The organism is Gammaproteobacteria bacterium (assembly GCA_035501935.1).
Lineage (GTDB): Bacteria > Pseudomonadota > Gammaproteobacteria > JAJPIJ01 > JAJPIJ01 > JAJPIJ01.
In genome coordinates, this window is sequence record DATJVC010000015.1 from 80,413 (window position 1) to 93,033 (window position 12,621).

Below are 12,621 nucleotides of genomic sequence, written 5' to 3' on the forward strand. Positions count from 1 at the left end.
CGTTCTGTTCAGGCGATACGATTGCGGCCGGCGCTCTTGGCGTTGTAGAGCGCCGTGTCCGCCTGCTTCACCAATTGCGCCGCCAAGGCGCCGGCGGCCTGATCCGTGGGAAAATTTTTCAGCGAGCCGACGCCGACGGACACGGTCAGCGAGAGGGTGGCCTGATCCATGAGGTTGACTGGCGCGCCGGCGATGCGCAGCCGTATGCGTTCGGCGACCTCGCGCGCCAGCTTGTCCGGCGTGTTGGACAGCAACACCGTGAATTCCTCGCCGCCGTAGCGCGCCACAAAATCGATGCTGCGCAGCTGTTCGCGGATGCGCAGGGCCGCCGTGCGCAGGACTTCATCACCCACGAGATGGCCGTGCTGGTCATTGATGCGCTTGAAATGATCGATGTCGATGAACAGGCAGGAGAGCGGCGTGCGTGCGCGCCGGGCGCGGGCGACCTCCTCCGGCAGGCGCTGATCGAAATAACGCCGGTTGTTGATGCCGGTGAGCGGATCGATGAGGCCGAGATGTTTGAGTTGCTCGCGGTTGCAGGCGTTCTCCAGCGCCAGGGCGATGACGGCGGCGATGTGCTGGAGGAAATCCGTGGCGCTGCCGGTCTCGAAGCGATCCACCTGCCGGCTGCCCAGGTTCAGGCTGCCGAGGTATTCCTGGCCGCGCATGAGGGGCAGCAGCGCCACGCTGGCAGGCGCCGTGACGCCGGTGGTCCTGAAGCAGTCGCCGTGCCGCTTGGGGTCATACGACCCGAGGACGGGTATGGTCAGGCCCTCATAGAGCGCCACGAAATGATGCTGGTTGTCGTGATAAATAATCTCCAGCACCTGGCTTTCCAGCGTGCGGCTGATCTCGATCAACATGCGCTGGATTTCAAATTGCGGATCAAAGATCTCGAGCGAGACGACGTCACAATCAAAGCGCTCGGGTGCATTGCGTAACAGACGTTCGAGCAGCGTGGGCAAATCGGCGCTGCTCATCAATTCCAGCTCCAGCGTCTGGAATTTTTTCAGCGTGATTTCGTTCTCCCGGGCGGCGGCCAGGAATGCATCCAGCCGTTGTCTCAGTTCGGCTTCACCGGCATTTTGTGTGGCGGACATCGGCAGGACAGAGGCGTCTTGAGTGGCGGCGGGGGAATGATTGATTGGGTTTTAGTTGGCGTGCGTGACCAGGCCGTTCTGCGGCACGCCGGAACCCGCCTGCTGGGGCGCGGGGACGATTAGATCGCTCAACACATGCGCCGCCTCGTTCAGGACGATATCGAGGGGCTTGGCCGCATCCTTGCGCGGAGTTTCCGCGGCTTCGTCGTCACTCTTGTCCTCTTCAGGCGGCGGGGGCTGGCCGGTGGCGGCGCGGAAGGCCGCCTCACGTTGTTTCAGTTCCTGCTGTGTCCGGTCCTGCTCCTGCTTGCGTATGGATTCCACCAGTGACAAGCGCGTCTTGGCGCGCGCCTCGCGCACGGCCTTGTCTTGTTCCAGCAGCAGTTGAAAGGCGCGATCCTGTTGCAGGCGTTGCTCGTGTCTGGCGCGCTCGGCGGCATAGGCGCTGACCGGCGCCTGCGCGGCGACGAAGTTGGCCGGATCGATGTGCGCCCACGGCAGCGCATTGGGCAGGGATCGTTCGCCGTCCTCCACCGTTTCCAGCTCGGGCGGGAAGGGCACGTCCGGCAGCACGCCGCGGTGCTGTGTGCTGTCGCCGTTGATGCGGAAGAACTGCGCGATGGTGGCCTTGAGCTGGCCCAGGTGGCCAGCGTTCTTGTGATCATATTGATCCAGATCCACGAGATTCTGCACAGTGCCCTTGCCGAACGTCGGTTCGCCGATGATGACGCCGCGCCGGTAGTCCTGGATGGCGGCGGCGAAGATTTCAGAGGCCGAGGCGCTGTTGCCGTCAACCAGCACCGCCAGCGGCCCGCCATAGGCAATGCCCGGATCGTCGGCGCGTTCGACGTGCAGCGAGCCGTCGGCGCTCTTCACCTGCACCACCGGGCCGCTGCCGATGAACAGCCCCGTCAGTTCGGTGGCTTCCGACAACGATCCGCCGCCGTTACCGCGCAGGTCAATGAGCAGTCCTTCAATGCCCTCGGCGGTCAGTTCGGTGATGAGCTTGTGCACGTCGCGCGTGGTGCTGCGGTAATTCCTGTCGCCCCGCGCCCGCGCCTCGAAGTCCTGATAGAAAGTGGGCAGGTTGATGACGCCAATTTTTATCTTTTTGCCGCCATCCCCCACCTCAATGACGGATTTTTTGGCGGCCTCATCCTCCAGCTCGATTTTATTGCGTATCAGGGTGATGGTGTGCGTGGGTCCGCCCGGTCCGGCGCCCTTGGGCAGGACCTGCAGACGCACGGTGGATCCCTTTTTGCCGCGAATGAGGTCGACCACGTCGTCCAGCCGCCAGCCGATGACGTCGATGATCGGTTCCGTGGCGCCCTGCCCCACGCCGGTGATGCGATCGTCTTCACGCAGCAGGCCGCTTTTGTCCGCCGGTCCGCCCTTCAGAATCTGCCGCACCTGGGTATATTCATTGTCGGATTGCAGCACCGCGCCGATGCCCTCCAGCGACAGGCTCATGCGAATGCGGAAATTCTCGGACGTGCGCGGCGAAAAGTACGCCGTGTGAGGTTCGATGGCGGTGAGATAGGCGTTGATGAACAACTCATACACGTCCTCGGAATTCAATTGATCCATGCGCCGTTGCATGTCCTCATACCGGCGCGTCAGGATTTTTTTTATTTCGTCCATCGATTCCTTGCCGGTAAGACGCAGGCTGAGTACATCGTTCTTCACCCGCTTGCGCCAGTAGTCGTCCAACTCGGCGCGGCCGGCCCACGGCGATTTGCTGCGATCAAAGGCATAATCTTCGTTGACGGTGAAATCCATGGGCCGGTTCAGCAAATCGAGTTCCCCACGGGTGCGTTCATCCAGGCGTTCACGGAACCGCACGAATATGGCGAAGGCGGTATCCAGCTTGGCCTGGCGCAGTTGATCGTCGAGCTGATCCCGGGCGGGGGAAAATTCCTTGATGTCGCCGTCGAGCAGGTAGCTGTGGTTGGGATCGAGGCTGTCCAGGTAACGATCAAATATCTGCTCCGACAGCGCGTCGTCCAGCGGCACTTTCTTGTAGTGATAGTTGGCGATGAAGTCCGTGATGAGTTCCGTGGCCCGCGTCTGGCTCTCGTTCGGCACCAGGTCGGCCTTGTTGACCACGGGCACGAGGGCGCATACGCCCGCGGCCGCGATCAGCAGCAGCCCCAGTAACGGCAAACGTAAACGGCGTGTGGACAAGAACATGGCGTCTAGAGAATATTTCAAGAAACGATTTTAACCGAAAATATCAGCGGCTGCCTCCGATGGTCTGGGTGTCCGCCACCGGTGAGTGATACACTCCTGCGCATGTCCCGCCCAAGGTCTCCCAGTCTTGACCGGCGCGCCCGCCACAGGTTCCTGGCGCTTGCGGTTGTCGCGGCGGTATTGTTGTCGACGGGTTGTGGCCGCAAGCATGCCCCGACAGCGGTGACTCCTGCGCCCCCCCCCGTTCCGGCCTGCGATCCGGACAACGGTGGGTTAAAGCTCCCTCCAGGTTTCTGCGCCCTGATAGTCGCCGATCATTTCGCCAATTTGCACGATATCGTGGTGACGGCGCGGGGAAATATTTATGGTTCCCTGCTCAACCGCCGGCTGGGCTTCGGCCGGCTGGTGGGATTGCGGGACAGCGACGGCGACGGCCGCGCCGATCAAATTCAGGAATTCGGCGATCGCGGCGGCGTGGGACTGGCGCTGTGGAACAATTATCTGTATCTGGGCGCGGATGACGCCGTGTGGCGTTATCCGCTGCAGGAATGGATACCGTCGGCCCCGGCGGAACTCATGGTGAGCGATCTGCCCACCAGCGAAGTGCTGGCCTCGAAGACACTGGCCTTTGACGACAGAGGCGATCTGTATGTCAGTGTCGGCGCGCCCTCGAACGCCTGCCAGCGGGTCGATCGCGGCCCCGGTTCGCCGGGATTGGATCCCTGCCCGCAACTTGAGCAGCGCGCGGGCATCTGGCGTTTTGCCGCCGATCGGCCCGGCCAGAAGTTTGGAGCGGATGGACAGAAATACGCCGGCGGCATACGCCACGCGCTGGCCCTGGCCTGGCACCGTCAGACGCAGGCGCTGTACGCGGTCCAGCACGGACGCGATGAGCTGAATGAGCTCTGGCCTGAACGCTTCACTGCGGAACAGGGCGAACTGCTGCCGGCCGAGGAAATGTTGAAGATCACGCCTGGCGCTCAATTCAGCTGGCCCTATTGTTACTATGACGGCTTCCAGCGGCGCCGCGTGCTGGCGCCGGAATACGGCGGCGACGGTCTGCGCACTGATCGCTGCACGGACTATCCAGCGCCAGTGGAGGCCTTCCCGGCGCACTATGGCCCCAATGACATGGTGTTTTATCAGGGCGGCCAGTTCCCGGCCCGCTACCGCGGCGGCGCCTTCATCGCCTTTCACGGCGCCTACAAGCAAATCAGCTCCGGGGCGGCGGGTTATCAGGTGGTTTTCGTCCCCTTCGAGCAGGGTTCGTTCTCGGAACGGTGGGAGGTGTTTGCCGACGGCTTCGCCGGTCAGCCAGCGGTGGATCAGGGGACGGGAAATTTTACCCCGGAACACCGACCGACGAGCGTGGCGGAGGGGCCGGATGGCTCGCTCTATATCGCCGACTCGGAGACAGGAAGGATCTGGCGCGTGCTGTACCGCTCCCAATCACCCGCGCCGGCGAAGACGGTGCCCAACAAAAATTAGGCACGGAATTTCATTTCGGATCGCAGGAAAGGGCCGCCCGGGATTTTTCGCTTTTACGACGCGGCTTATTTCCCCGAAGAGTTCGATTTTGGCGCCGCCGGCGATTGGGCGGGCTCGACGGTCAAAAGTTCGATCTCGAACACCAATGTTTCGTTGGGGCCGATGCCCCCCTGTGGCGCGCCTTGCGCGCCATAAGCGAGTTGCGGCGGCACCACCACTTCCCACTTGGCGCCCGGCTTCATGAGTTGCAACGCCTGCTGCCAGCCCTTGACAATGTTGGCCAGCGGAAATTTCACTGCGCCGCCGTGCCTGTCGGAGGCGTCGAAGACGGTGCCGTCGATGTGCCTGCCGGTGTAATTGACCGTGACCTGATCCTGGAGCGTGGGCGAGGCGCCCGCACCGTCCTTGATGGCGCGGTATTGCAGGCCGCTCTCCAGCTCCTTCACACCGGGCTTCTTTTTATTCGCGGCGCGGTAGTCGTCGCCCGCCTTCTGATTCTTTTCCGCCCTCGCCTTGGCTTCTTCCATCATCTTCTGATCATGCGCGGTGACCACGCGTTTGATCTCCTCCGCCGGCAGGCGCAACGGCTGGCCTTTCATGGCATCGCCGACGCCGAGGGCGAAGGCGTCGGGGTCGATAATCACGCCTTGGTGGACCAGGCTCTGTCCAATCTGAACGCCGGCGCCGTAACTGAATTTCTGATCATCGGTGGAAAGGTCGCTCTTGACGCCTTCGGCATGGGCCGACGCGACAAGCAGGCATAAAATGGAGATGCTTGAGAACGGTTTCATGTATTTTCCTTGGTGTCTCGGGAGCGGGCGGTTAAGCGTCAGCCCAGGAATGGTTTGGGGATGAAAATTCGGCGGTTGAATGCGCCATCGGCTCGACTATGGGCGCGCATCATCCCATATTTGAAACATATCTCAAAATTACACGGATTTCTCCCCGCGGATCGTCAAGTGCATTTTGAGAAGTGCCCCGCTATGATGCTATCGAGGTTCACTGCGCGGGCCGGGTGCACATGAATGCTGATCGCTCCAAGTTTTCCACCCCTGCCGATCTGGAGGTTGTGGCCGGCAACGGCCTTCTGCACCGCCGCGTGTTTCTGAAAAATAGCGCATGGCTTGCCGCTGGATTGACGACTGCGGCAACGGCGGAAACCCTGACCACGCCGCCGTGGATGCGTGTGCCCGGCAAACCGTTCTCCAACTACGGCAAACCCTCCCCGCATGAGCAGGTGATACGCTGGATCTCGGCCAACGCGGCGGTGCCCGGCAACGGCGTGTCGTGGACGCCGTTGCAGGATCTGGAGGGCATGCTTACGCCGAGCGGCCTGCACTTCGAGCGCCATCACAACGGCGTGCCGCAGATCGATCCCGTCCTGCATCGCTTGTTGATTCACGGCATGGTTCAACGGCCGCTGATCTTCACGATGGACGATTTGGCGCGGTATCCCCTGCGCTCTCACATGATTTTTCTCGAGTGTGGCGGCAACAGCAACGCCGGCTGGCGGGAGGAGCCGGTGCAGAACACTGTCGGTGGTTTCAACGGCCTGGTGTCTTGCAACGAATGGACGGGCGTGCCGCTCTCGATCCTGCTCGATGAGGCCGGCATCGATCCCAAGGCCGTCTGGCTGGTGGCCGAGGGCGCCGATGCCATCGCCATGAATGTCAGTCTGCCGGTGAAGAAGGCCATGGACGATTGCATCCTCGCCATTTACCAGAACGGCGAGAGGGTCCGCCCGGAAAACGGTTACCCGTTGCGTTTGATTGTGCCCGGCTGGGAGGGGGTTTTGAACGTGAAATGGCTGCGGCGCCTGGAAGCGACGACGCGACCGGTGATGTCGCGCAATGAAACGGCCAAATACACCGAACTCACGCCTTCCGGCAAGGCGCGGCAGTTCACATTCTTCATGGACGCAAAATCGGTCATCACCGCGCCTTCGCCGGGGCGAAATCTGAATGGTCCGGGATTTTATGAGATCAGCGGGCTCTCGTGGTCGGGGCGCGGACGGATTCGAAAGATCGAAGTGTCCGCCGATGGCGGCAAGACTTGGGGAGAAGCGGCATTGCAGGAACCCGTGCTGTCGCGCTGCTTCACCCGCTTTCGCATGGCCTGGCGGTGGAATGGCGGGCCGGCGATTTTAAAAAGCCGCGCCACCGATGAAACCGGCTACGTGCAGCCGGAGCGCGCGGCGCTGGTCGCCGAGCGTGGTCGCAACGGCTACTTTCACTACAACGCCATCATTGCCTGGGAAGTCGGCGAGGATGGCAAACTTCATCACGTATATGCGTAATCTCGCGCACGTGTTGAAACGATGGGCGGGTCTCTGGGCAGGCGTGGCACTGGCGGCGTTCAACATGCCGGCATTGGGGGGGGATGTGGACGGCCCGCATCTGGGCAGGCCGGCCAGCGCGGCTGACATCGCCGCCTGGCAGTTGAACGTTTTTCCCGATGGCACCGGACTGCCGGCGGGCCGCGGCACTGCGAAACAGGGCGCACCACTTTTCGCACAAAAGTGCGCCAGTTGCCATGGTGAGGAGGGTATCGGCGGCACGGCGGAGGAACTGGCCGGCGGGCGTGAACCGCTTACCAGCCCGGTGCCCGACAAGAACATCGGCACCTACTGGCCCTATGCCACGACGATTTTCGATTTTACCCGCCGCAGCATGCCCATGGACGCGCCAGGCTCGCTCAGCGCCGATGAGATTTACGCCATTACCGCGTATTTGTTGTTCCGCAACGGCATCATCAAGGCGGATGAGGAAATGAACGCGCGTACCCTGCCGAAGGTGAAGATGCCGAACCGCAACGGCTTCATATGGATCGACGCCAAGGATCAGCCTGCGCCGTCACCATGACGCGGCGCTGCGCTTGCCGGGCTTAAATACCCGCCACCTGCGCCGTGTTATTGCTCCAATAGCCGCGCGCCTGCATCCAGTCCAGCAGTTTTTGCGGTGGCAACGGCGGGGCGATGAAATAACCCTGGGCTTGGGCACACCCGACATTCAGCAGAAATTCCTGTTGCGGCGCAGTCTCCACGCCTTCCGCCACGGTGGACAGCCCCAGATTGTTACCCAGATGGACGATGGCGTTGACAATGCCCCGGTCGTTGGAATCGGTGGTCAGGTCCTTGATGAAGGAACGATCGATTTTGAGTTTGTTCAACGGGAACAGCTTCAGGTAACTCAAGCTGGAGTAGCCGGTGCCGAAGTCGTCAACCGAGATGTTGATACCCAGTTCCGCCAGCTCGCGGAGGGTGCGGATGGAGGCGTCGACGTCGGCCATCAACACGGTCTCGGTGATCTCCAGCTCGAGGCAGCCGGCGGACGACAGCCGGGTTCCTTCGAGTATGCCGACGATGAACGACAGCAGGTTCTTGCGACGGAAGTCATGGGCAGAAAGATTCACCGACACGGCCGGAATGGGCACATTGGCCTCGCGCCAATATTTGATCTGTTCGCATGCGTGCAACAGCACCCACTCGCTGATGCCCTGGATGAGCATTCGATCCTCGGCCACCGGAATGAATGAGGATGGCGAGACATCGCTGAAGTCGGGGTTGTCCCAGCGCAACAGCGCCTCCGCGCTCATCAGCTTTCCGCTCCGCAATTCAATGATGGGTTGATAATGCAGTGTAAATTCATTGCATTGCAGGGCGCGGCGCATTTGATTTTCCAGGCGCATTTTCCGCGTGGCGACCACATTCATGGACTCGGTGAAAAAGTGATAGGTATTGCGTCCATTGTTCTTTGCATAGTACATGGCCGTGTCGGCGTTCTTGAGCAGGGTGATGTAATCCCGGCCGTCATCGGGATACAGGCTGATGCCGATGCTGCACGAGGTGGCCAGGTGATGCCCTTCGATTTCGTACGATTGGCACAGCCCCTCCTGCAGTTTGCTGGCCACATGCACCGTGATGTCGCTGTCGGTAACATCCGGTAGCAGGATCAGAAATTCATCGCCGCCCAGCCGGCAGACGGTGTCGCTCTGACGCAGGCAGGACTTGAGCGTGTCGGCGACTTTTTGCAGCAATTTGTCGCCCACGGTATGGCCGAGGGAATCGTTGATGTTTTTGAAGTAGTCGAGGTCCAGAAACATGAGCGCCACATGGCTGCGATCACGATCCGCCTGGGCCTGGGCCTGTTCGAAACGGGTTTGCAGCAGGGTGCGGTTGGGCAGACCGGTCAGGGCGTCGTGGTGGGCCAGGAATTCGATCCGGGATTCGCTGGCCTTGAGCGTGCTGATGTCGGCCAGCACCGCGATGTAGTGCGAGACACTGCTGGCCTCATCGCCCGCGGCGCTGATGTTGAGCCAGGTCGGGAACACGCCGCCCGCTTTGCGTTTGCACCATAATTCGCCATACCACCGTCCGTTTTCCGACAGCGCGGTTTGCAGCGTCTTCAGAATGCCAGGCTCCCGCCGCTCCGAAACGATGATGTTCAAAGGTTGCCCCAGGACGTCATCGTCTGAAAATCCCGTGACCTCGCTAAACGTGCGGTTCACACGCAGGATCCGTTGCTGCATGTCCATGATCAGGATCATCTCGCCGCTCTCGGCGAAGACATCGGCGGCCAAACGGACATCGGCCTCCTTGGCCACGCGCTCAATGGCAAGACTGGCCATGTGGGCATAAGACTTCACCTGCTCAATCTCGGCGGCAGTCGGCGCGCCGGGGGTGCGGCGGTAAACGGCGAAGGTGCCGATGATCTCGTTCGTGGAGGAGCGGATCGGCAGCGACCAGCAGGATCGCAGTCCGGTCGGGCGGTAAAGTTCGCGGTAGGCTCCCCAGTTGGGGTGGGTATAGATGTCCTCCGCGATCACACATTCGCCACTATGGGCGGCGGCCCCGCAGCTGCCGGCTTGCGGGCCGATGGCCAGGCCATCGATTGCGCGGATGACGAAGTCCGGCAGGCCGGGGGCAGCGCCGTGCTTGAGCACTGCTCCCCGCACCAGCAGGATGGAACAAATGGTGCCGGCCACCTCCTGCTCGATGGCCAGCACGATGCGGGTGAGCGCCGCCTGCAGCGGCGGGGCGCCCGCCAGGTATTCCAGCAGGGCGCGGTGACGTTGTTGCCAGGCCTCCACCTGTTTGCGCTCGCGGAGCGCCGAGGCCAGATGGGACGTGAGTTGCCTGTTCTCGTACAGGCTGTATGACTGTCGCACGACGACCAGCAATACGATTAAACCCGCGGATAGCAGCAACGGTATGCCAAGGAAGGTGTCGCCTGTTTGATAGTGAAGGGCGGCGACGATGGCGCCGAGGATCAACAGCAGATAGGGGGCATTATCCGCCCAGCGTGGCAGCAACACCGACGGACGCTGCTTCAGCAGACGGATGGCTTCCTGATCGGATAGCTTGCCCAGCGCCTCCAATTGCGCACAACCCGCCAGCATGATTGACAAGAGAGAAGCGCTCCAACCAAGGTCGATGAGCGTGCCGGCGCGGTAAGTACCCGCGGCGTTTTGGATTCCATAGACGATGTCCGCCGAGACCATCATGGCCATGCTGAACATCAGGAGAGACATGGGCTGGCGGATGAAGTAGGGATTGCGGCGCATCAGCAGCAGAAACAGGGCGCTTGCAAGCAACACATCGAAAATTACATAACTGACGGCCACCACCTTGCCGATGGACGTGAAGGTATTGCTTTGCAGCGCCGGCTGAAACAGGAGTTCCCACCACACCAGGCAGAAGGCCAGCGTCATGCCGAGCAGGTCAAGCGCGTAGGTGAGCAACTCCCCTCGATTGAAGCGCGGCTTGGGCAGCAGCAATACGCCCGCCGAGTAAAAGAAATACATGCCCAGATAAAAATAATCGTTAATGGAAGGGAACGGCACCTCCAGCGACTGCAACTGCTGGCTGGTCCAGAGCATGTCGGCCGTGGCATAGCTTACAGCGGACAGGCCGAAGCACATCCACGCCGGTACGAAGTGGGGATGCGTTTTGCGCAGGCGGACGACGACCCACAACAGCACGCAACTCGCCGCCAAGCTGCACACGGCCCAGGAAAAACTTGAGTAAAGACCGCGAAAACGGTCGTCGACGCCAAACAAAATGCCCGCGCCATGCGCCAGCCAGAGAATCATGGCGATGAGAATGGCAGTGCGAAAATTCATATGGGCACGCATGAATTGGCGCAGTCCCGGCGGCCGAGTAGGGAGATTGTGATTCTATATGGATAGATACCCATATGGGGTAAGGTATAGACCTTGTCCAGAACGATTTCCAGCTATTTTCACTGATCGCTGCGTGCGGGTGAGTTTGCATCCGCGCCTTGACGGCGCAGGGGCGTATATTGGGTCTTGCATCCTCCACCTGTTGCGTGCTTCCCGACATTGGATGCTGACGGAACTGGTTGCTCAGCGCTCGCCAGATTGGCAATGACGGTCATTACGGCGCGTGATGCAGAAAATTGATGGACCTGTCCCCCATTGAATTCACTGGCAGCGCAGCGAATTCTTGAGTGAACCGATTTATACTTCGAAAACGCGATAACAATCTTCGACAGGATGGTGTGAGAGTGAAGTGGGAGATGAGTTAGGGTGCGCGTGACCTCCGCGGAATGGCGGCGGTTCCAGGAATGGGATCGCCGGGTCGTTGAAGCCGGTCAGGCCATCAGGGTGTTGACCACACTGGCCTGGCCGGAGTCTGTCTATGAACAGTTCAAACAAAACTGGCAGCGTGGTCAACCACGGCTGCCGGTCGTCGAGCCGGTCTCGCAGGCTTATTCCGGGCAGGTTCAACTTCTGGAGACCGTTCTTCATGAGTGTGATCGCACGCACCCAATCGGCGAATATCTCTACCTGACGGCGAATAGCTATCTTCTTGCGGCGGAAATGCTGGCGGCGGCCGGCCATCCGCGTTTCACTGAACTTTCCATCGCGCTCTACGGGCAGCCCGGCGACGATATCGCCCGTGGTGCCTTGACCCATCTGGATGCCGCAACCTACTTCATCGACGCCACCCGTGAATTCATGGATGCCGCCACGGTCTCGCCGCCGGTGGAGGACTTGAGCGCCGAATCCGTGTCGTCGCGTCTGCAAGATACTCTGACCGCTTTTTTCAGAGACGATGACATCCGCGTGGTGCTGGACCCGGCGATGGCCTCCAAGGCCGCCGCCGGCGCGCAACGTATCCGCATCCGCGGCGCGACACTATTCAGCGCCCTGGACGTCGCACAGTTACTCTGGCATGAAGGTTACGTTCACATGCTGACGGCGCTCAATGGCCGCAAGCAGCCGCGGCTGACCAGCTTGAGCCTGGGCGCACCGCGCACCACATGGACCCAGGAGGGATTGGCCACCTTCTCGGAGTTGGTGAGCGGCTCCATCGATCTGAATCGAATGCGGCGGCTGGCCCTGCGTACGCGCGCGGTGCAGATGGGACTCGAGGGCGCGGATTTCCTCGACATCTACCGCTTCTTTCTCGAACAGGGCCAGGATGAGCACGAGAGTTTCCAATCCACGGCGCGCATCTTCCGCGGCGGCGATCCGCGCGGCGGCGGTGTCGTTTTCACGAAGGACGTGGTGTATCTGCAGGGCCTGATCCGCACGCACACCTTCCTGCGCAAGGCGGTGCAATCGAACAAATTCCAGTACGCGGAGCACTTGTTCGCAGGCCGCCTGACGCTGGGCGACGTGGTGGCGCTGGAGCCGTTCTTCGAAAACGGCGATATCGCGCCGCCGCATTATGAACCGCCATGGCTGCAGAACCGCAGTACGCTGGCGGCGTATCTGAGTTATTCCGTGTTTGCCAACCGCATCAATCTGGGCACGGTCAGTCTGGATGATTTTCTATTAATGGAGAATCGCACCGTGCGTTGAATGGTGCATTTTCAGG

8 protein-coding genes are annotated in these 12,621 nt (G+C 61.1%); 4 read left to right on the forward strand and 4 right to left on the reverse strand.

Translation table 11 applies throughout. From position 1 onward, the window contains the following. Window positions 1–8: 8 nt before the first annotated feature. Both VMH34_03660 and VMH34_03665 read right to left on the reverse strand, forming a co-directional pair. A complete protein-coding gene (locus VMH34_03660) occupies window positions 9–1,100 on the reverse strand; it encodes a sensor domain-containing diguanylate cyclase (protein ID HTT07869.1) in 1,092 nt (363 codons plus the stop codon). Between the two features lie 51 nt (window positions 1,101–1,151). Then, complete coding sequence (locus VMH34_03665; GenBank protein ID HTT07870.1) at window positions 1,152–3,290, reverse strand: carboxy terminal-processing peptidase; 2,139 nt, start codon at window positions 3,288–3,290, stop codon at window positions 1,152–1,154. A gap of 102 nt (window positions 3,291–3,392) precedes the next feature. On the opposite strand from VMH34_03665, the gene VMH34_03670 reads away from it, so the two are divergent. Next, a complete protein-coding gene (locus VMH34_03670) occupies window positions 3,393–4,778 on the forward strand; it encodes a sorbosone dehydrogenase (GenBank protein HTT07871.1) in 1,386 nt (461 codons plus the stop codon). Between the two features lie 65 nt (window positions 4,779–4,843). Here VMH34_03670 and VMH34_03675 read toward each other — a convergent pair whose 3' ends face one another. Next, complete coding sequence (locus VMH34_03675; GenBank protein ID HTT07872.1) at window positions 4,844–5,569, reverse strand: FKBP-type peptidyl-prolyl cis-trans isomerase; 726 nt, start codon at window positions 5,567–5,569, stop codon at window positions 4,844–4,846. 230 nt (window positions 5,570–5,799) lie between these two features. On the opposite strand from VMH34_03675, the gene soxC reads away from it, so the two are divergent. Together soxC and VMH34_03685 are read left to right on the forward strand one after the other, a co-directional pair. Next, window positions 5,800–7,074, forward strand: a complete 1,275-nt coding sequence (gene soxC / locus VMH34_03680) for a sulfite dehydrogenase (GenBank protein HTT07873.1) — start codon at window positions 5,800–5,802, stop codon at window positions 7,072–7,074. Beyond that, window positions 7,067–7,639 (forward strand): cytochrome c, encoded by a 573-nt coding sequence (locus VMH34_03685; GenBank protein HTT07874.1) that lies wholly within the window; start codon window positions 7,067–7,069, stop codon window positions 7,637–7,639. The genes soxC and VMH34_03685 overlap by 8 nt, the downstream gene beginning before the upstream one ends. Window positions 7,640–7,661: 22 nt before the next feature. Here the strand turns inward: VMH34_03685 and VMH34_03690 are convergent, their stop codons facing one another. Continuing rightward, window positions 7,662–10,898, reverse strand: coding sequence for an EAL domain-containing protein (locus VMH34_03690; GenBank protein ID HTT07875.1), 3,237 nt, complete (start codon window positions 10,896–10,898; stop codon window positions 7,662–7,664). 426 nt (window positions 10,899–11,324) lie between these two features. Here VMH34_03690 and VMH34_03695 point away from each other — a divergent pair, with 426 nt between their 5' ends. Continuing rightward, a complete protein-coding gene (locus tag VMH34_03695) occupies window positions 11,325–12,605 on the forward strand; it encodes a flavohemoglobin expression-modulating QEGLA motif protein (GenBank protein HTT07876.1) in 1,281 nt (426 codons plus the stop codon). Window positions 12,606–12,621 lie beyond the last annotated feature (16 nt).

Bases quoted from the DNA above. Each gene is read 5' to 3' on its own strand.
- VMH34_03685 (HTT07874.1), top strand. From the start codon at position 7,067: ATGCGTAATCTCGCGCACGTGTTGAAACGATGGGCGGGTCTCTGGGCA.
- VMH34_03665 (HTT07870.1), bottom strand. From the start codon at position 3,290: ATGTTCTTGTCCACACGCCGTTTACGTTTGCCGTTACTGGGGCTGCTG.
- VMH34_03675 (HTT07872.1), bottom strand. From the start codon at position 5,569: ATGAAACCGTTCTCAAGCATCTCCATTTTATGCCTGCTTGTCGCGTCG.
- soxC (HTT07873.1), top strand. From the start codon at position 5,800: ATGAATGCTGATCGCTCCAAGTTTTCCACCCCTGCCGATCTGGAGGTT.
- VMH34_03670 (HTT07871.1), top strand. From the start codon at position 3,393: ATGTCCCGCCCAAGGTCTCCCAGTCTTGACCGGCGCGCCCGCCACAGG.
- VMH34_03660 (HTT07869.1), bottom strand. From the start codon at position 1,100: ATGTCCGCCACACAAAATGCCGGTGAAGCCGAACTGAGACAACGGCTG.
- VMH34_03690 (HTT07875.1), bottom strand. From the start codon at position 10,898: ATGAATTTTCGCACTGCCATTCTCATCGCCATGATTCTCTGGCTGGCG.